This is a genomic window from Bradyrhizobium sp. IC3123, assembly GCF_020193625.1.
Taxonomy (GTDB): domain Bacteria; phylum Pseudomonadota; class Alphaproteobacteria; order Rhizobiales; family Xanthobacteraceae; genus Bradyrhizobium; species Bradyrhizobium yuanmingense.
The window spans coordinates 113872-132807 of the sequence record NZ_JADYVF010000005.1; the positions used below are offsets into that span (position 1 = coordinate 113872).

The window sequence follows — 18936 nt, forward strand, 5'->3', positions numbered from 1 at the left end:
TATGAAATGGTTGAAGCCATGAGCCGCATTCCGAATTTCGCCGGCGTCGCCTTCGAGCGGACCGCAACCGCCGCGCCCACTGGCAGCGCCGAGCCGTGGCTGACGCCGGAGGGCATCCTGGTGAAGCCCGCTTATGGCGAGGCTGATCTGACCGGGCTCGATTTCCTCGAGACCTATCCGGGCATCGCGCCGTATCTGCGCGGCCCCTACCCGACCATGTATGTCAACCAGCCCTGGACGGTCAGGCAATATGCCGGCTTCTCCACGGCGGAGGATTCCAACGCGTTCTATCGCCGCAATCTCGCGGCGGGGCAAAAGGGCCTCTCGGTCGCATTCGATCTTGCCACCCATCGCGGCTATGACTCGGATCATCCGCGCGTCGGCGGCGATGTCGGCATGGCCGGCGTTGCCATCGATTCCATCTACGACATGCGCACGCTGTTTGCAGGGATTCCGCTCGACCAGATGAGCGTGTCCATGACCATGAACGGCGCGGTGCTGCCGATCCTCGCGCTCTATGTCGCCGCCGCCGAGGAACAGGGCGTGCCGCCGGAGAAGCTGTCGGGCACCATTCAGAACGACATCTTAAAAGAGTTCATGGTGCGCAACACCTACATCTATCCGCCGGCGCCCTCGATGCGGATCATCTCGGACATCTTCGCCTACACCTCGCAAAAGATGCCGAAGTACAATTCCATCTCGATCTCCGGCTATCACATGCAGGAGGCCGGCGCGACGCAGGATCTCGAGCTCGCCTATACGCTGGCCGACGGCGTCGAATACTTACGCGCCGGCCTTGCCGCAGGACTCGACGTCGACCGCTTCGCGCCGCGGCTGTCGTTCTTCTGGGCGATCGGCATGAACTTCTTCATGGAGGTTGCCAAGCTGCGCGCGGCGCGCCTGCTTTGGGCGAAGCTGCTCAAGCCATTCAACCCGAAAGACTCGCGCTCGCTGTCGCTGCGCACGCACAGCCAGACCTCCGGCTGGTCGCTGACCGCGCAGGACGTCTTCAACAACGTGATGCGCACCACGGTCGAGGCGATGGCGGCCACCCAAGGCCACACCCAATCGCTGCACACCAACGCGCTCGACGAAGCGCTGGCGCTGCCGACCGATTTCTCGGCGCGCATCGCCCGCAACACCCAGCTGTTCCTGCAGCAGGAGAGCGGCACCACCCGCATCATCGATCCCTGGGGCGGCTCGTATTATGTGGAGCGGCTTACGCGCGACCTCGCCGCCAAGGCCTGGGGCCATATCCAGGAGATCGAGGAGCTCGGCGGCATGGCGAAGGCGATCGAGGCCGGCGTGCCGAAGCTGCGCATCGAGGAGGCCTCAGCCAAAACGCAGGCGCGGATCGACGCCGGCAAGCAGGCGGTGATCGGCGTCAACAAGTACAAGCCGACCGACGAGGACAAAATCGAGATCCTGAAGGTCGACAACACCAATGTGCGCCGGCTTCAGATCGACAAGCTCAAGCGACTGAAAGCCGAGCGCAACCAGCAGGAGGTCGATGCCGCCCTCGCCGCGCTGACGCGCTCGGCCGGCGAAGGCAACGGCAATCTGCTGGCGCTCGCGATCGATGCGGCCCGCGCCAAGGCGACCGTTGGCGAAATTTCTGACGCAATGGAGAAAGTGTTCGGCCGACATCGCGCCGAGATCAAATCCATCACCGGCGTCTATAAGCGGGAGGCGTCCAGCATGGGCACCCAGGTCGAAAAGGTTCAGGCGCTGATCGACGCCTTCGAGGAGGCCGAGGGCCGCCGCCCGCGCATCCTGGTCGCCAAGATCGGCCAGGACGGCCATGACCGCGGCCAGAAGGTGATCGCCTCGGCGTTCGCCGATATCGGCTTCGACGTCGACATCGGGCCGCTGTTTGCCACCGCCGACGAAGCCGCGCGGCAGGCGGTCGAGAATGACGTGCACATTCTCGGCGTCTCCTCGCTGGCCGCCGCCCATCTGACCGCTGTGCCGGAGCTGAAAGCCGCACTGAAGAAGCAGGGCCGCGACGACATCATGATCATCGTCGGCGGCGTGGTGCCGCCGCAGGATTACGATGCGCTCTATGCCGCCGGCGCCGAGGCGATCTTCCCGCCTGGCACGGTGATCGCGGACGCCGCCGAGGAGCTGATCCGCAAGCTGAACGCCCGGCTGGGGCATAGCGAGGCGGCGGAGTAGATGATAGACTGGCCGTGTGACGGCCAGGTGTGTCCATGACGCGTGACGAAATCGTCGCTGCGATACGCAAGAACGCGGATGCCATCAGAGGCAAGGGCGTAGCAAAGCTTGCCATCTTCGGCTCGCGAGCCGGCAACGATTATCGGCCTGATAGCGATATCGACGTGCTCGTCGAGATCGAGCCGGGCACCTCGTTTTCCCTGCTCAACTTGATCGATGTCGAGCACATCATCGAGGATGCGACCGGCTTGCAAGCACAGGCAACTGTTCGCCGCTCCATCTCTCCCCGCTTTGCGGAGCGGATCGCAGACGATATTGTCGAAATATTCTGACGCTCACGCAGGAGCACTAACCTTGAAGTTCATCGCCGGTTTGAGCGTCGCCCTGGCGCTGAGCGCAACATGTGCGTTTTCCGCCCACGCCGCCGATCCCAAACCCGATGCGATCGTCAAGACCAAGAGCATCGAAGCGCGCGTCTTCCTCGGCGACAGGATCAAGGCGGATGCGGCGCTGGCGGCGGACTGCCTCGCGGAGGGCAAGACGTGGCTCGACAAGAATGCCGCGGAAGCCGCTGCCGCGCGCAAAGCGGACCCGCAGTTCTTCAAGGAGGGCGGCTGGGAGTTCGAGCGCAAACATGAAATCCGCTCCGTGGTTGCCGACCGCTATGTCAGCGTCCTGCGCAACGACTACATGAACACAGGCGGCGCGCATCCCAACTCGGACGTGAACACGATCCTGTGGGACAAGGCCGCCAACAAGCGCATCTCGATCCGTCCATTCTTCACCGAAACCGCCGATGGCGGCCCCACCATGAAGGCGATGGTGAAGGCCATCATCGCTTCGCTGACGGACGAGAAAAAAAAGCGCGGCGCCGGAGAGACCGCGACCGACGAGTGGTTCAAGTCCGTGGAGCCGCGCCTCCTCAAGATCGGCGCGGTGACGCTCGCGCCCTCCACCGAGGCCGGCAGGAGTTCCGGCCTCAACTTCCACTATCCGCCCTATGCCGTCGGTCCCTACGCCGAGGGCGAGTATGTCGCTTTCGTGCCGTGGGAGACGCTGAAGCCTTACCTCACATCGGAGGGCGCCCGCATCTTCGGCGGCGCGCGGCCCAAGGGCGACGCGGACGAGCCGTGAGCTGAGGCTAACGGGATCGCAAACGGGTCCGGGCCAATGTCCGCGCGAGGGAATCCGTCCAATCGGGAATCCAGGAGGCAAACAGCGCTTTCCAGCGCTCGGCGTCCGCAGGTTCAGTTTCGAGCGCAACCGACCATTCGATGAAGGTTCGGTTGCCCTCGATGATCGGACACAGATGCATGGTGCCTTGGTATCGCGCCGGCGCCGGACTCGGGCCGTCGTCGTCTTGCGGATAGGGTATCGCTTCGAGACCGGCATAGGTCAGGCTGTGCTGCAGGTCCGAGTGATCGACCAGGCGCTGGCGGATCCAGTTTCCGAGATAGCAGAAGCGCCTGACGGCGCCGACTTCATCGCCGCGCCTGTTGTCTTCGATCTCGCTCTCGCTCACGCCGTCGATATAAGCGGGGTAGTTGTTGAAATCGCGGATCAGGGACCAGACGTCGTCGAGCGGGTGGTCCAGCACGGCGCTGTAATAGGCTTGGGTCATCGGTCGCTTGCCTTTGGTTTCGTTGCGCGCACAGGTTGGCTAGGCGCGCGGACAAAACCCACCCGATTTCCGACCGCCCATTCGACGGGCCGTCTGCTTTCACACAACATGGCGATTCCAGTTGGTAGCGCTACCTTGCGGCGGCGACGTAAAGCCGACTAGAATGCCGGAGTTGACAAGAGCGCCTGACATCACGGGCGCCGCTGGGAGGCATTCAATGTCCAAGATTTCGCGCCGCAGCTTTGCGGCTTCCACCGCCGCTCTCGCGGCCTCCGCCGCTTTCGGCTTCAAGCCCGCGCTCGCACAAGCCTATCCGGCGCGGCCCGTCACCGTGATCGTGCCCTGGGGCGCCGGCGGCGGCACCGATGCCACTGCGCGCATCGTCGCAGCGCTGCTGGAGAAGGACCTCGGCCAGCCCTTCAACGTGGTCAACCGCACCGGCGGGTCCGGCGTGGTCGGCCATAGCGCGATCGCGACCGCGCAGCCCGACGGCTACACCATCGGCATGCTCACGGTGGAAATCTCGATGATGCACTGGCAGGGCCTCACCGACCTGACGCCGAAGAGCTACACGCCGCTGGCGCTGATGAACGAGGATCCGCCGGGCATCCAGGTCTCCTCCTCCTCGCCCTACAAAACGGTCAAGGAGCTCGCCGATGCGATCAAGGCGGCGCCTCCGGGGAAGTTCAAGGCCTCCGGCACCGGCCAGGGCGGCATCTGGCATCTCGCGCTCGTCGGCTGGATGCAGGCGATGGGCCTGCCCGCCAACCAGGTCGCCTGGGTGCCCTCGAATGGCGCGGCACCCGCAATGCAGGATCTCGCGGCCGGCGGTGTCGACCTCACCACCTGCTCGGTGCCGGAAGCGCGCGCCATCATCGAGGCCGGCAAGGCCAGGAGCCTTGCCATCATGGCGCCCGCGCGCAATCCGGTGTTCAAGGACGTGCCGACGCTGAAGGAGGCCATGGGCATCGACTACGCAACCGGCGCCTGGCGCGGCATTGCGGGGCCGAAAAATCTGCCGCCGGAGATCGCAACCAAGCTCACTGCGGCACTGAAGAAGGTCTACGACTCCGCCGAGTTCAAGGACTTCATGAGCAATCGCGGCTTCGGCACCGTGTGGGGCGATGCGGCCCATTTCGCGGGCTTCATGGACAAGGGCGACGCCCAGATGGGCGAGGCGATGAAGGCCGCGGGCCTGAGCAAGGCGTGATCCGCACCTGCGACGCCTTGATCGGGGTGCGAGGAACTCTCCGCAAGTCCATCTCTCACCTCCTCCGCGGAGACTCCCCCTCACCCCAACCCTTTCCCCGCAAGCGGGGAGAGGGAGCGCACCCCCTGTAGGACTCCCCCTATGCGTCTTCCCGACTCCGTCACGGGATCGTTTCTCGTCGCGCTCGGCGCGGCTGCCGCCTATGGCGGCTACATTCTGCCGCCGGTGCCGGGGCAGCCGGTCGGCCCCAATGTATTTCCGCTGGTGATCGGCTGCGGCCTTGCACTGTGCGGGCTCGCGATCGTGTTCGGTATCGGCCGTTCCTTCGAGGAGGAGGAAGAGCTGGTCCCGTTCGAGGACGGCCAGGCGGCTGCCCCGCCACCGCAGGGCAAGCTCTACGGCCTGCGCGCGCTGCTGCCGCCGGCGCTGCTGCTGTTCTACGTTGTTGCCGCCGACCGGCTCGGATTCATCATCACCGCGGCAATCATGGTCTACGTGACCTCGACCGCGCTCGGGGCGAAGTGGAAGCTGGCGCTGCCGCTCGCGATGCTCTCGCCATTCGCCATCCATCTCATCTTCGGCAAGCTGCTCCGCGTGCCGCTACCGGTTGGCCTGCTGCCGACGCCCTGGTGATCGATGTTGAAGACCCTGATTGATGCGTTCGCGCTGATCTCCACCTGGGAGGTCATCATCTCCATGTTCGCAGCCTCCGTGTATGGGCTGGTGATCGGCTCGCTGCCGGGCCTGTCGGCGACGATGGCGACCGCCCTGCTCGTCCCGGTCACCTTCTATCTGTCACCGATCGCGGCGATCGCGACTATCGTCGCGGCGTCCTCGATGGCGATCTTCTCCGGCGACATTCCCGGCGCGCTGCTGCGTATCCCGGGCACGCCCGCATCCGCGGCTTACGCGGATGAAGCCTACGCCATGACGCGCAAGGGCCAGGCCGAGCTGGCGCTAGGGGCCGGCGTCTGGTTCTCCGCGGTCGGCGGCATCGCCGGCGTGCTGTCGCTGATGATCCTGGCGCCGCCGTTGGCCGAGATCGCGCTGTCGTTCTCGACCTTCGAATATTTCTGGTTGGCGCTGCTCGGCCTGATGTGCGCCACCCTGGTGGCGCGTTCCTCGCCCGTGAAGGCGATCGCTGGCATGTTCATCGGCCTGCTCGTCGCCTGCATCGGCATCGAGAATCCCGGCGGCATCCCGCGCTTCACCTTCGGCCTGACCGATCTGTTCGGCGGCATCGAGCCGATCCCGGCCCTCGTCGGCGTGTTCGCGGTGGCGCAGGTGATGCGCGCGATGCTGACGCCCGAACCGCCGCCGCTGCCGCGGCGCAAATTCGGAAGCATCATGGCCGGCCAATGGAAGCTGACCAAGCTCTATCGCTGGCAGATGACGCGCGGGAACATCGTCGGCATCATCATCGGTGTGCTGCCCGGCGCCGGCGCCGACATGGCCGCCTGGGTCTCCTATGCGATGTCGAAGCGCTTCTCCAAGGAGCCGGAAAAGTTCGGCACCGGCCATGTCGAGGGCCTGGTCGAGGCCGGCGCCAGCAACAATGCCAGCATCGCCTCCGGCTGGGTGCCTTCGCTGCTGTTCGGCATCCCCGGCGACACCATCGCCGCGATCGCGATCGGCGTGCTCTACATGAAGGGCCTCAATCCCGGCCCGACGCTGTTCACCGAGAAGGCGTCGAGCATGTACGCGATCTACCTGATGTTCATCATCGCGAATATCCTCATGATCCCGCTCGGCATCGCGATGATCCGCGTCGCCACCTACATCCTGCTGGCACCGCGCTCGGCGATCATGCCGATCATCATGCTGTGCTGCGCGGTTGGCTCGTTCGCGATCGGCAACAACATGTTCGGCGTCGTCACCGTCGCCGCCTTCGGCGTGATCGGCTATGTCATGGAGACGAACGGCTATCCCGTCGCCGCCATGGTGCTCGGCATCGTCATGGGCACCATGGTGGAGCAGGCCTTCGTCACCTCGCTGATCAAGTCGGACGGCAGCATCTTGCCGTTCTTCGAGCGTCCGGTCGCGGCCATCCTCGCCGCGATGGCGATCGGCGCGCTGCTCTGGCCGGTCATGGTGTGGATCTGGCGCAAGGTGAAACAGCCGCAGACCGCCGCGGCAACGACCCGGTGATATCGGGCGGGCGGCCCTCGCCTGACCCGCCGGTGCAGGCCGAGCAGGCCCGCTATCGCTGGGCCGGGCCCTCGCCCTGTGCTAATGTCCGGCCATGACTGAGGTCGCAGAAATTCCACTCCAGACGATTGTCGGGAAGCTCCGAGAGCTTGCTCCCGCCTTGAGGGCTGCGGGCATCAATCACCTGTCCGTGTTTGGGTCCCGAGCGCGCGGCGACGCGCGCCCCGACAGCGACCTCGATGTTTTGGTAGAGACGACTGCGCATGGGGAAGAGCCACGTTTCGATTACTTCAAGGCTGTGAAACTGATCGAGGATCACATCGGCCTCGAAACTCAAATATCGATGCGAAACTTACTAAAGCCCCGCATGGCGGAACGCATCGCCGACGATTTGGTCGAGGTGTTCTGAATGCGGCCCACCGTCGAGGACCGGTTGCGAGACATTCTCGAAGCCATTGTCGAGATCGAGGCGTTGCTTGCGGGCTATGACTTCGCGCGCTTCACCGCCGACAAGACCAGCCGTATGGCCACTGAACGCTATTTGGAAGTCATTTGCGAGGCCGCACGGCGATTGCCCGACGAGATGAAGAAAGATGCGTCGAGCATAGATTGGCAAGCAATGGTGAATTTCGGGAATCGTTTGCGCCACGCCTGTCATGCAACGGATGTTGGGATTGTATGGGCGATCGTTCAAGATCATCTCTCTCCAATGAAATCTTTCGTCGAAGGGCGCATGCGACCGTCCAGTTGACGTGGACTCGCACGCCCATAAGCAACGATGACCAGTCCCAAATCCACCGACATCAAATCCCTCGCCCGTGACCTTCGCGCCGGCAGTCGTGCGGCCCTCGCCCGGGCGATCACGCTGGTGGAGAGCCGGCGCGCCGACCATCAGGCGCTGGCGCGGGAGCTGGTACAGATGCTGCTGCCGGACACCGGCAAGGCGTTTCGCGTCGGCATCACGGGATCGCCGGGCGTCGGCAAGTCGACCACGATCGATGCGCTGGGTACGTATCTGATCGAGCAGGGCCACAAGGTCGCGGTGCTCGCGGTCGATCCGTCCTCGGCGCGCAGCGGCGGCTCGATCCTCGGTGACAAAACGCGGATGGCGCGGCTGTCAGCTTCCGATGCAGCCTTCATCCGTCCCTCGCCGTCCTCGGGCACGCTCGGCGGTGTCGCGGCGAAGACGCGCGAGGCGATGCTGCTGTGCGAGGCCGCCGGCTTCGGCGTCGTGCTGGTGGAAACGGTCGGCATCGGTCAGTCCGAGACCGCCGTCTGCGACATGACCGACTTCTTCCTTGCCCTGATGCTGCCGGGCGGCGGCGACGAGCTGCAGGGCATCAAAAAGGGCCTGGTCGAGCTCGCCGACATGATCGCGATCAACAAGGCCGACGGCGACAATTTGAAGCGCGCCAAGATCACCGCGGCCGATTATCGCGGCGCGCTGCATATCTTGGCGCCGCGGTCCGAGCATTGGCATCCGCCGGTCGAGACCTATTCGGCGCTGACCGGCGACGGCATCGCAAAGATCTGGCAGAAGGTTCTGGATCACCGCAAGGCGATGAACGCCTCCGGCGATTTCGCCGCGCGGCGGCGCGAGCAGCAGGTGAAGTGGATGTGGTCGATGCTGGAGCAGCGCATGCTGGCACGGCTGCGCAGCGAGGCCTCGGTGCGGACCAAGGTTCGCAAGATCGAGGCCGAGGTCGCCGATGGCCATCTCACGCCGGCGCTCGCCGCTGATCAGATTCTGGAGTTGCTGCAATGAGCGACAAGCTCCGCATTCTTCTCACCGGCTTCGGCCCGTTTCCCGGTGCGCCCTATAATCCGACCCAGCCGCTGGTGGCGCGGCTGGCGCAATTGCGCCGGCCCGCGCTCGACGATGTCGTGCTCTCGAGCCACATCTTCCCGGTCACTTATGCCGCGGTCGACTGCCAATTGCCCGACGTGCTCGCTAGGCAAAAGCCCGACGCGCTGCTGATGTTCGGCCTCGCCGCCCGCACGCCTTATCTGCGCATCGAGACGCGGGCGCGCAACGCCGTCACCATGCTCTGGCCCGACGCCGCCAACACCCGCTCGACCAAGCGCGGCATCGCCGGCCATGCCGACGCGATGATGTTCGGCCCGCACACCGCAAGGCTGCTGCGCGCCGCGCGACTCACCGGCATCGACGCGCGTCCCTCGCGCGACGCCGGCGCCTATCTCTGCAACTACTTAAGCTGGCGCGCGATCGAGCGCGTGAAGGCGGGGGGACCCAGGCTTGCGGCGTTCATCCACATTCCGCTGCTCGCGCGCAGCGGCGGCGTGCGCCGCAAGGGCGCAGCCCGCATCACGCTGGAGGAACTGGTGGATGCGGGGGAAGCGATGCTGATGGAGATGGTGCAGTTGGCACGCAAGGCGCGCGCTTCGTAGGGTGGATTAGCAAAGCGTAATCCACCTCATCTCCATCAACGGTTCCGTACACGCGGTGACATGGTGGGTTACGCCTACGGCTAACCCACCCTACGCACCGTCTTTTGCGCAAACATTTAACCCTACCGCGAACAATCCTCACGGTCCTCGCCCTGCTGCGCTACGAAACCGCTGCGGACACCTCCCGCGTCCGCCGGAGGACGCGTCATGAACCTCAATCGCCGTCAACTCATCGGGGCTTCGACCGCGGGCATTGCCGGTGCGCTGGCCATGCCGGCCGATGCCGCGCGCGCCGCGCCGCTGACGTCGCTGCTCGGCCGCGATGCTACGCAATATGGTGTGCGGCCCGGCAGCAGCGAGGACCAGACCCGCGCGCTGCAGCGTGCCATCGACGAGGCCGCGCGGGCGCAATTGCCACTCGCCTTACCACCCGGCGTGTACCGGACCGGTCTGTTGCGGCTGCCGAACGGCGCGCAGCTGATCGGCGTGCGCGGCGCGACCAAGCTCGTCTTCACCGGCGGCGCCTCGGCGATCCAGAGCGACGGCTCCGATGCGATCGGCCTCACCGGCATCACCTTCGACGGCGGCGGCATCCCGCTGCCGACACGGCGCGGCCTGATCCACGCCCTCGGCGGGCGCGACGTGCGCATCAGCGAATGCGCTATCACGAGCTCGGGCGGCAGCGGCATCTGGCTCGAGCAGGTCGCGGGCGACATCTCCGGCAATATCTTCACCGACATCGCGGTGACAGCGGTCGTGTCGTTCGACGCCAGGGGCCTCAGCGTCTGCCGCAACACGATTCTCGGCACCAACGACAACGGGATCGAGATCCTGCGCACCGCGATCGGCGATGACGGCACGCTGGTCGCCGACAACCGCATCGAGAACATCAAGGCCGGCCCCGGCGGCTCGGGCCAGTTCGGCAATGCCATCAACGCCTTTCGCGCCAGCAACGTGATCGTGCGCGGCAACCGTATCAGGAATTGCGACTATTCGGCGGTGCGCGGCAACTCGGCCTCGAACATCCACATCAGTGGCAACAGCGTCAGCGACGTGCGCGAGGTCGCGCTCTATTCCGAGTTCGCGTTCGAGGCCGCGGTGATCGCCAACAACATCGTGGACGGCGCGGCCGTCGGCGTCTCGGTCTGCAATTTCAACGAGGGCGGCCGCATCGCGGTGGTCCAGGGCAACATCATCCGCAACCTGATCCCGAAGCGGCCGATCGGCACCGCGCCCGACGATGATGCCGGCGTCGGCATCTACATCGAGGCGGATTCTTCGGTGACCGGCAACGTGATCGAGAACGCGCCGTCCTACGGCATCGTCGCCGGCTGGGGCAGATATCTGCGCGACGTCGCGATCACGGGCAACGTGATCCGTAAGGCGCTGGCCGGCGTCGGCGTCTCCGTCGTGCCGGGCGCCGGCACCGCGCTGGTCAACAACAACATGATCTCCGAGACGCCGCGCGGCGCCGTGGTCGGCCTCGATCACGCCCGCGCGGTGACGTCGGATCTATCGGCCGAAGGCGCACAACGTTTTGCGCAGCTGGTGGTCGGCGGCAATGCGGTGCGGCGCTAGAACGCGTTCCGCAGCAGCGGGTACTTCGCTTCCAGGCCGTCGAGGCTGAAAGTGAATTCGACGACGCGCTCGGGGGCGGCGACGATTTCCTCGGCGGGCGGGGCGAACTGCGGCAGGAGCGCCGCCATCGCTGCGGGCGCGGTCTTCGGCGGCTTCGCGGCAGGCACGGGCGGCCTCACTTCCGGCGCGGCGAATGGCGCGGTGGCGGCCGGCTCCGCGAGCGGCGATCTCACGGCAGGCGCAGTGAACGGTGCCTTCGCAGCGGGTGCCCTCAGCGGTGGCATCTCGGCAGGCGCGGTGAACGACGGCCAAGCTACGGGCATAGCAAGCGGCGCGATCGAGGCTTCGGTGATCTCCGCGAGCACGTCGGGTTTCGGATCGAGCCTCACCGGCATGACGGTCTCGGGAGCGATGTGAACGGCCTTGGGCTGCATCGTTTGCGCCTGCTGCTCGCGCGGCGCCATGCGAGGCATCGTCGCCGGCGACCAACCGAATGCCGGCGTCACGCTCGCAGCCGCCTCGGCGACATCCGCGCCCGTCGCAAGGGCGCGCCAAGTCTGGACGGCGCGCTTGGCTTCCTGGATGTTTTCGAGGAAGGCGATCTCGGAATGATAGCGGCGCCAGCGGCCGGTCTCGAACATCTCGGAGAGATGTTGCAGGCGCTGCTCGGCGAGAGCGCACCAGCGCGCCGCGATTTGGCGGCTGCCGGCCGCGTCGCGAACGAACTCTTCGCGAGCAAATTCTTGGCGATGTGTCATGAACCAGCCCGTCAGGAGAAAACACGGACGCGGGGGACGCAACGCACACGAATCAATTTAGACGCGACATGAATATTTTGTGGAAAAGTTTTGACTTGTCCAGCAACGACGCGGCATTCGTCGTCAAACACCGTAGTCGTGCGGTGATTTTCCGTGTTTTCGAGTCAAGCTTCGCACAAGCATGACGGAGTTGCGGCGGGACTCGCTCGCGACGGCGACCGAGGCCACGGCGACCTTCAACTGCAAGCTGAACGGATGCGAAGCTTCGAAAAATCGGACGCCAGAATCTTGTCTTGACGCGTTTTCTTCACGCGAACCGGCACCCGCTTCGCTCGAAAACGCTCTGAAAAGAAGAGACCCGTCCGGGGGGACAACCGGACGGGTCGAGCCATATGGGCGCTTGGGGTGGATGGGCGCTCGCGCCTGATATGACTGATGGGGAGGGATGACCGCTCCCACATCAGTTGGTCGGGGCAGCGGGCTGAACGTTCAAATGCGCGGTTTGATTTTTTACCCTTTGGCGTGAGCGTAAAGTTGTCGCAGCGACTATCGCGCCGGCGGCCTATCTGCCTGAGAAACCGCGGATTTATCCTCCGCGCTCGACAGCGAGGTTTGCTCGATCGCGCGTGCGCCGGGCTCCTCGCGACGCTTCGGAGCATCTTCACGTTTTGTTGTACCGGGGGCAGCAGCGACCGGCGTCGCGCTGTCGGCAGGAACAGCCATGACGGCGGCAAACGCGTCGGCCTGGCCGTCGCCGAAGAGGTCGTCGCGCCCGGGAGAGCCGAGGTCGCGTGCGGTCTTCACCAGCGTCATGCGCAGCGCTTCCGGCTTGAGTGCGTGGTTGCGCTCGAGCAGCAGCGCAGCGACGCCTGAGACATAGGCGGCCGAGAACGAGGTTCCCGACGTCACCTGGTATTTGCCGTCCGGTGCCGGCAGGAAGATGTCGACGCCGGGGGCCGCGACGGCGATGTAGTTGCCGCGGTTGGAGGCGGCGAACAGCCTGTCCTGCCGATCCGTCGCACTGACCGCAATCACGTTGGGGTTGGCCGCCGGATAGAGCGGCGGCGATTTCGCCCCGGCATTGCCGGCGGCGGCGATCAGAATGAGACCACGCGCGGCCGTCGCCGCGATCGCGCGCTCGATCACCGCGTCCTTCGGACCGGCAAAGCTCATGTTGACGATCTGCGCGCCGTGCTCGGCGGCGTAATTCAGGGAACGCAGGATGATATAGGACGAGCTCTCTGCACCGCCATTGGCACCGCCGAAGGCGCGGATGGCGATGATGCGGGCCTCGGGTGCGCTGCCCATCAGACGGGCATGGGCCGCGATCGCCCCGGCGATGCCGGTGCCATGGACGTGCGGCCCTTCGGCACTGCCGAGCGCGTCGAAATTGTCGGCGACGGAATTGGCGAGCTCGGGATGCCGGGCGTCGATGCCGGAATCGATTACCGCGATCGTGACGTTGGCCCCATGCGCCAACGTATGCGCCTGCGGCAGGCGCAGCTTTGCCAGCGCGTATTGCGCAGGATCGCCCTCGGTGGCGGCCGACGATTTCTGGTCCTGGAGCACGTAGCGGAAGTTCGGCTGCAGCGAGCGCACGCTGCCGTCGGCCGCGAATTCGCGCCGCACGGTCTCATAGGGCCGGCCGTCGGCGATGCGGAACAGGCCGAACGTGGCTCCGATCAGCGGGAAATTCTCGGAAGCGAGGCGGGTCAGGCCGTGGCGACGCGCCAGCTCGTCGGCCTCGGCCGTCGACAGCGCGCCGTCGATCTCGGCGACGAATTCGCCTGCGAAGCTGCGCGAGGTCAGCACCACCGGCGTGTTGTTCCCACGCCCTTTGCCGGCGCTCTTCTTGCCGGATTTTCCGTTGCCCTCGCCGCCCGCGTTCGGCTGCGCCAGACATTCGCCGTCGGCACTGCGATAGGCTGCGGTGCAGGCCGGATAGAGATTCGGCGAGTAACGCGCATGGGGCAGCACCGGCGTCGTCGGCCGGATGCGCGACGTCGTGGGAATGCTCGCCATCGTCCGCGGGCCGCGGCCAACGCTCACCGCGCGCGCAGCGATGTTCGGGCTGACCCGCGGGGTGATGTTTGGAGAGACGGTCGGCGTGCGCGAGGGAACGCTGATCGTCGGCGTGCGCATGATCGCCTGCGCCTGCGCAAGCTCCACGCCGAAACAGAAGGCGACCAGAAGCGCAACGCCGACAGATGAAGCGCGGGCCCCAGTGCGCACCCTGCTCTCGGATTTGCCCGTCATCGGCTCGGCGGCGCGCCTAGGGCGCCGCGACGGCGAGGTTGACGAACTTCTCGCGCTGCATCCTGCCGAGCAGCGAAGCGAGCTCGTCCTGGCTCATCGCCTTGTCGAACTGGAGGCGGAACATGCCGCCCTTGGCATCGCCGATGATCGAAGCCTGGTAGCTGTCGAGCAGCGCGGTGATGTCGGCGACGCGCGCCTCGGGGGTGAAGCGCACCAGCGCGCGCGCCGGCGCGGCGGCGCTACCAAGCTCGCGCGTGATCGGTGCGCTGGTCGAGAGCGAAGCGGTCTGGAAGGTCGCCGGCTGGTTCTTCATCAGCACGGCGCCGATGATGCCGGCCTGCAGCACGAGCGCGACGGCACCGAGGCTCGCCGACCACGCCAGCGTGCGCGGCGACAAGCTCGCGAAGAAGGTCGAGATACGCGCCGACAGCGGCAGCGAGCCGCTCGCCCTCGCCGGCTCGGCATCGATCGCGGCGAACAGCTTCTGCATCGCGCGCGCCGACGGAGCGCCCAGGCTCTCGTTCAGATGAATGGTCTCTTCGTACTCGCCGCGGATCGCCGCATATTGCTTCGCCAGGTCCGGATCGCGCGCCAGCGCTTCCTCGACACGGCGCGCATCGCGCGCGTTCAGCGTGCCGGCAGCGTGCCAGGGCAGCAGCAGTTCAATTTCACTGGGCTCTTGCTCCAGCATCTTCTTGCTCAAAGCCATCATGGCCAGCCTCGCTCGACGCCGGCTGCCTTCAGCAGTTCGGCCAGTTTCTTGCGCGCATAGAACAAGCGCGTCTTCACAGTGTTCTCCGGTATCCCGACGATTTCGGCCACCTCTTCCACGGACTTCTCGTGGTAGTAGACGAGATCGACGATTTCCCGATGATCCGGCGAGAGGCCCGTCAGACACTCCCGCAACGCCTCACTGGTATCCTTCTTCTGCACCACCGTTTCCGGATCGTCGGACGTATCCTCGATCGCGTTGGCGGCGTCTTCGTCCAGCTCGAAATCCTTCCTGCGCCGGAGCGCAGACAGGGCCTTGAATCGGGTGATTGCCAGCAGCCAGGTGGAAACGGCAGATCGGCCCTCGAATTTGCCCGCTTGACGCCAGACGTCGAGAAACACCTCGCTGATGAGGTCTTCCGCCGCCTGCTCGTCCCGCACGAGCCTCAGCCCGAACCGGTAAACCCTGACATGGTGCCGCCCGTACAGCACCTGCATGGCGAGCCGGTCACCTTGAGCGATCCTGGCGATCAGGATCTCGTCTGAAGCCGCCTGTGTCGCGCTCAATGGCCGTCTCGCAAGGTTGGTCGGGTCGATGCGGTGGCCGGTTCGATGTGGGGGGCAAAATTGTTGAACCTACCGCAGTCATACGGGGGCTTGTGTGAGCTACCCCACATCCGGGCATTTTTCTTGTCCCACCCGTGGTGGTCAGCGTCGCTCATCCGAATCGGTACCATAATACTGCGATATTCCCTGCGGAATGCCTGCCCGGACATAGGCAGCTCCGGTTCCATAGCAGCCCCGCACCACCTTTGTCGCGCCAAGCCTCGCTTCGGCTCGACCGCAGCGCACACGATGCGTGATCATCGGTAAAATTCTCACGCTGGATGATCGCCTTGTTCCCTGCTGCACGGTTCGGATTCGATTTCAAAGGATACCAAACCTAAAGGCTTGCCACGTAGGTTTTTACGCTGACATCCACCATTGGCGGGACCATGGGTACGGCCGCGACGTCCTTTCCGGAGAGGAATGCCGCAGAGGTCGCGGATCTCGTCCTTGCGCCCGAGACGACGGCGCCCGAGGTCAGGGCGCGCCGCGTCTGGCAGCGTCGCCAGATGTATATCGGCCAGGTCGCGAGCTACTCGCTGGGCGGCGCGGTCCTGCTGCTCTACGCCTATGACGGCGCGGTCTCCATGGCCGTTCCGACGCTGTTCTGGCTCGGCGGCCTTCTGATCATCGGGACTTTCACGGTGCTGTCGGAGGCAGGTTTCGGCGACCGTTTCGACGATCATTACCTCACCGTCTATCAGATCTCGCTGCATATGGCGCTGCAACTGGTGTTCCTGCTCGCGGTGCCCACCATCGGGGTCGCGTTCCTTGCCGTATTGTTTCTGATCTTCGCGTTCGGCACGCTGCGGATGACGTCGAGCCAGGCCATGCTCACCTGGGGCCTCGCCACCTGCGGGCTCACCGTGGTTTTCCTGGGATCGGACCTGCCGATCGGACTGCCGGTCGCGACCCGGTTGCAGCGGACCGCCTCGATGCTCTGCTTCGTGCTGGTGATCGGGCAGTGCGCCTTCCTCGGCCTGTTCGGCGCCACGTTACGCAAGATCCTGTACAAGCGCAGCATCGAATTGAAGGCCGCCTATCGACGCATCGAGGAACTGGCCGAGCTCGACGAGCTCACCGGCTCCTACAACCGCCGCTGCATCATGCGGCTTCTCGACACCGAGATCGAAAAGTCGCGGCGGGCATCCACGCCCTTTGCGATCGCGCTGATCGATCTCGACTGGTTCAAGCGCATCAACGACGCTTACGGCCATCCCATTGGCGATGAGGTGCTGCGCACCTTCGCGATCACCATTTTCGCCAACATCCGCCCGGCCGACAGTTTCGGCCGCTACGGCGGCGAGGAATTCCTGCTGCTGCTGCCGGATACGTCGGGTGACGTCGCGCTCCGCACGCTCGAGCGCTTGCGCGGCATCGTCGCCGATCTCGACTGGGGCGCGTTCTCCCCCAGCATGCGGGTGACCATTTCCGCGGGCGTCGTGACGCTGCGCGACGTCGATACTGCCGACACGTTTCTCGCGCGCGCCGACAGCGCGCTCTATTCCGCCAAGGCGCGAGGGCGCAACTGCATTGCAACGAGCTGACCGATCCATTTTCCTCCGGTGCGACGGAAGCCGCTGCCGGGCCGAACGCTCCAGGACAGAGCAATGAGATCCAATTCCGCAAGACCATCCGAAAGCCTGCTCGAGGAATTGCAGGCCGCCCTCTCGCACGGCACCGTCGCGCGCCGGTTGGAGACGCTCCGCCGCGTCACCGATCTCTTCGTGGGCAACGCGGTCGACTATTCCGACGACCATATCCGCGTGTTCGACGACGTGTTCCAGTGCCTGATCGAGCAGATCGAGACGTCGGCCAAGGCGCTGCTCGCCGAGCGGCTCGCGCCGATCGCAGCTGCGCCGCCGCAGATCATCCGCACGCTCGCGCTCGACGAGGTGATCGAGGTCTCCGGCCCCGTGCTGTCGAAGTCGGAGCGGCTGGATGAGGCAACATTGGTCGAGATTGCGCGCACCAGGAGCCAGGCGCATCTCAAGGCGATCTCGCTGCGGCGGACGCTGTCGGAAGCGCTGACCGACGTGCTGGTGGCGCGGGGCAATGAGGACGTGGTGCAGTCGACGGCCGGCAATCCGGGCGCGCGGTTCTCGGAGGAGAGTCTCGCCGACCTCGTCATCCGCGCCGAGCGCGACGACGACCTCGCCGGCTGCATCGGCCTGCGGCCCGACCTGCCGCGCCATCACTATCTGAGGCTGGTCGCCAAGGCATCCTCGAGCGTGCGCAGGAAGCTCGCGACTGCGCATCCCGAGCTCGCGGACGAGGTGTCGAGGGCCGTCGAGGAAGCGGCCCAACGGGTTCGCGCCGTCGCCAGGACGAAACAGACGGAGATGGCTCGCGCGCTGGTGAAGTCGCTGCACGAGGACGGCCGCCTCAACGAGCTCCAGGTCGCCACCTTCGCCGAGCAGGGCAAGTTCGACGAGACGAACGCGGCGCTGGCCGCGCTCGCGGGGATCGCGGTCGAGACGGCGGAGACCATGATGATCGAGAGCCGCACCGAAGGCGTGATGATCCTCGCCAAGGCCGCGGGCATGCAATGGTCGAGCGTGCGCGCCATCATCGCCTTGCGCGAGAAGCTCTCCGGCGGGTCGCAGACCGACATGCTGAAGCTGCGCGACACCTATGAGGCGCTGCGCTCATCGACCGCGCAACAGGTGCTGCGCTTCCACCGCATGCAGTTGCACGCGACGCCGGCGGCATGAAGCCGTGCGCGCTAAAGCGCGATGAGATTTTGAATCGTCATCGCGCTTTAGGTTGTTGGTTGCGCATGATCTTTCCGGAAAACCGCTTCGCACTTTTCCGGATCATGCTTTAATACCGCAACACCCTCGATCCCACCGCCGCGCCGATCGCCGTCACCAGCGCGGTCGCGAGCGTGTACCAGGTCGCGACGAACAGCGGGGAATCGTCGGTGCAGTGCGAGGCATAGAGGGTCGCCGCAAGTCCCGCCGACACCAGCCCTGCGAGCGCTCCGGCGAGCGCGGGACGAGACGGCGCGCCGTGGCGCAGGCCGAACAGCGCCCCCGCAAGCAGCGGCAGCGCCATTGCGGGGATCGCGACCATGCAGACCCTGGAGTTCTTACCCACCAGGCGCATCGTCATCGGCATCGCCGGCGCCATCATCGCCTCGCTGCCAATCGCCACGGCGAGCAGCCCGACGGGAAGCAGCAGCAGCCAGCCCCAGCCGCGCAGCAGGGCTTCGGGACGCGACAAATGAAGGCTGACGATGATGGCGGGGATCGCGAGCGACAACGTCACCGCGAACTTCATGTCGAAGAACGGGTTGCGCATGGCGCTCATGACGTCGGCGCGCACGCCGAAGAACGTCACAAAGATCAGGATCGACAGCGGCGCAGCCACCAGCAGCGCCATGCTCAGCACGGCGCCGACGCGGGGCGCGCGATGCGGATTGTCGGCGGCGAGCGAGCGAATGAGTTGATCGGTGTCCATGA

At 65.6% G+C, this 18936-nt stretch carries 19 protein-coding genes; 13 read left to right on the forward strand and 6 right to left on the reverse strand.

The genetic code is table 11. The annotated features are described in order from the left end of the window. The first annotated feature begins 18 nt into the window (after positions 1 to 18). Genes scpA through I6F20_RS18165 form a run of 3 tightly spaced genes read left to right on the forward strand, consistent with a single transcriptional unit; the run spans position 19 to position 3309 of the window. Positions 19 to 2175: a methylmalonyl-CoA mutase gene (gene scpA, locus I6F20_RS18155; protein WP_225127235.1), complete on the forward strand. Its 2157-nt coding sequence runs from the start codon at positions 19 to 21 to the stop codon at positions 2173 to 2175. A 35-nt stretch (positions 2176 to 2210) separates the two neighbouring features. Continuing rightward, positions 2211 to 2507: a nucleotidyltransferase family protein gene (locus I6F20_RS18160; RefSeq protein ID WP_036006001.1), complete on the forward strand. Its 297-nt coding sequence runs from the start codon at positions 2211 to 2213 to the stop codon at positions 2505 to 2507. 31 nt (positions 2508 to 2538) lie between these two features. Next, the gene (locus I6F20_RS18165) at positions 2539 to 3309 is read left to right on the forward strand and encodes an RsiV family protein (protein ID WP_518513061.1); all 771 of its coding nucleotides are present in this window, start codon (positions 2539 to 2541) and stop codon (positions 3307 to 3309) included. A 7-nt stretch (positions 3310 to 3316) separates the two neighbouring features. On the opposite strand, the gene I6F20_RS18170 is transcribed toward I6F20_RS18165, so the two are convergent. Then, positions 3317 to 3796 (reverse strand): SRPBCC family protein, encoded by a 480-nt coding sequence (locus I6F20_RS18170; protein ID WP_225127237.1) that lies wholly within the window; start codon positions 3794 to 3796, stop codon positions 3317 to 3319. Between the two features lie 217 nt (positions 3797 to 4013). Between I6F20_RS18170 and I6F20_RS18175 the strand changes: the two genes are divergently transcribed. From I6F20_RS18175 to I6F20_RS18210, 8 genes are all read left to right on the forward strand, one after another. Then, positions 4014 to 5006, forward strand: a complete 993-nt coding sequence (locus I6F20_RS18175; RefSeq protein WP_036006004.1) for a tripartite tricarboxylate transporter substrate binding protein — start codon at positions 4014 to 4016, stop codon at positions 5004 to 5006. Between the two features lie 141 nt (positions 5007 to 5147). Then, positions 5148 to 5639 (forward strand): tripartite tricarboxylate transporter TctB family protein, encoded by a 492-nt coding sequence (locus I6F20_RS18180; RefSeq protein WP_109144402.1) that lies wholly within the window; start codon positions 5148 to 5150, stop codon positions 5637 to 5639. Positions 5640 to 5642: 3 nt separating this feature from the next. Next, positions 5643 to 7154 carry a tripartite tricarboxylate transporter permease gene (locus I6F20_RS18185; protein ID WP_036023147.1) on the forward strand — a complete coding sequence of 504 codons (1512 nt, stop codon included), beginning with the start codon at positions 5643 to 5645 and terminating at the stop codon, positions 7152 to 7154. Between the two features lie 94 nt (positions 7155 to 7248). Then, on the forward strand, positions 7249 to 7563 hold the full coding sequence (locus I6F20_RS18190; protein WP_036023146.1) for a nucleotidyltransferase family protein: 315 nt from the start codon (positions 7249 to 7251) through the stop codon (positions 7561 to 7563). Beyond that, positions 7564 to 7905, forward strand: a complete 342-nt coding sequence (locus I6F20_RS18195) for a HepT-like ribonuclease domain-containing protein (protein ID WP_225127238.1) — start codon at positions 7564 to 7566, stop codon at positions 7903 to 7905. A 27-nt stretch (positions 7906 to 7932) separates the two neighbouring features. Beyond that, complete coding sequence (gene meaB / locus I6F20_RS18200; protein WP_225127239.1) at positions 7933 to 8919, forward strand: methylmalonyl Co-A mutase-associated GTPase MeaB; 987 nt, start codon at positions 7933 to 7935, stop codon at positions 8917 to 8919. Beyond that, entirely contained in the window at positions 8916 to 9563 is a 648-nt protein-coding gene (locus I6F20_RS18205; protein ID WP_225127240.1) for a pyroglutamyl-peptidase I, read from the forward strand. Before meaB ends, I6F20_RS18205 begins: the two co-directional genes overlap by 4 nt. Positions 9564 to 9770: 207 nt before the next feature. Beyond that, positions 9771 to 11141 carry a TIGR03808 family TAT-translocated repetitive protein gene (locus I6F20_RS18210; protein WP_225127241.1) on the forward strand — a complete coding sequence of 457 codons (1371 nt, stop codon included), beginning with the start codon at positions 9771 to 9773 and terminating at the stop codon, positions 11139 to 11141. Here I6F20_RS18210 and I6F20_RS18215 read toward each other — a convergent pair. From I6F20_RS18215 to I6F20_RS18230, 4 genes are all read right to left on the reverse strand, one after another. Further along, positions 11138 to 11899 (reverse strand): TIGR03809 family protein, encoded by a 762-nt coding sequence (locus I6F20_RS18215; protein WP_225127242.1) that lies wholly within the window; start codon positions 11897 to 11899, stop codon positions 11138 to 11140. The two genes, I6F20_RS18210 and I6F20_RS18215, sit on opposite strands and share 4 nt — an antisense overlap. 546 nt (positions 11900 to 12445) lie before the next feature. Further along, a complete protein-coding gene (locus I6F20_RS18220) occupies positions 12446 to 14155 on the reverse strand; it encodes a S8 family serine peptidase (protein WP_225127243.1) in 1710 nt (569 codons plus the stop codon). A gap of 16 nt (positions 14156 to 14171) precedes the next feature. Next, a complete protein-coding gene (locus I6F20_RS18225; RefSeq protein WP_036006022.1) occupies positions 14172 to 14867 on the reverse strand; it encodes a hypothetical protein in 696 nt (231 codons plus the stop codon). Further along, a complete protein-coding gene (locus I6F20_RS18230; RefSeq protein ID WP_036006024.1) occupies positions 14864 to 15433 on the reverse strand; it encodes a sigma-70 family RNA polymerase sigma factor in 570 nt (189 codons plus the stop codon). Before I6F20_RS18230 ends, I6F20_RS18225 begins: the two co-directional genes overlap by 4 nt. 428 nt (positions 15434 to 15861) lie before the next feature. Between I6F20_RS18230 and I6F20_RS18235 the strand changes: the two genes are divergently transcribed. Both I6F20_RS18235 and I6F20_RS18240 read left to right on the forward strand, forming a co-directional pair. Further along, positions 15862 to 17019: a GGDEF domain-containing protein gene (locus tag I6F20_RS18235; RefSeq protein WP_225127245.1), complete on the forward strand. Its 1158-nt coding sequence runs from the start codon at positions 15862 to 15864 to the stop codon at positions 17017 to 17019. A gap of 63 nt (positions 17020 to 17082) precedes the next feature. After that, positions 17083 to 18186, forward strand: coding sequence for a DUF2336 domain-containing protein (locus I6F20_RS18240; RefSeq protein WP_225127246.1), 1104 nt, complete (start codon positions 17083 to 17085; stop codon positions 18184 to 18186). Positions 18187 to 18295: 109 nt separating this feature from the next. On the opposite strand, the gene I6F20_RS18245 is transcribed toward I6F20_RS18240, so the two are convergent. Next, the gene (locus I6F20_RS18245; protein WP_109144411.1) at positions 18296 to 18934 is read right to left on the reverse strand and encodes an NrsF family protein; all 639 of its coding nucleotides are present in this window, start codon (positions 18932 to 18934) and stop codon (positions 18296 to 18298) included. Positions 18935 to 18936 lie beyond the last annotated feature (2 nt).